The following is a 212-nucleotide window of genomic DNA, read 5'->3' as shown; positions in this document are numbered from 1 at the left end:
CTGGAGACACATATTGTAATGGAGCGAGTGGATGATCAGAGGCGACAAAGAGCACCATTTCCTCCTCCAAAAGCCGGACTGTATGCAGATAAGTGTCACTCCGGGAGATATCGGTAATGAAAGCAGCATCCAATTCCCCTTTTAACAGTCCTTCTCTGGCATGTTCATCAGAATGGGCCGGTTTGAAAATAACCTTCACCTCAGGATATTTC

General features: G+C 46.2%; 1 protein-coding gene. It reads right to left on the bottom strand.

The features are described from left to right. A partial coding sequence (locus EOC06_RS39805; RefSeq protein WP_164899139.1) for a LysR family transcriptional regulator substrate-binding protein occupies positions 1 to 212 on the bottom strand: 212 nt, incomplete at both ends.

Source organism: Mesorhizobium sp. M7A.F.Ca.MR.362.00.0.0, assembly GCF_004023175.1.
Lineage (GTDB): Bacteria > Pseudomonadota > Alphaproteobacteria > Rhizobiales > Rhizobiaceae > Mesorhizobium.
Note: the sequence above shows the minus strand (reverse complement) of the source record. Positions and strands in the feature narration are given on the sequence as shown.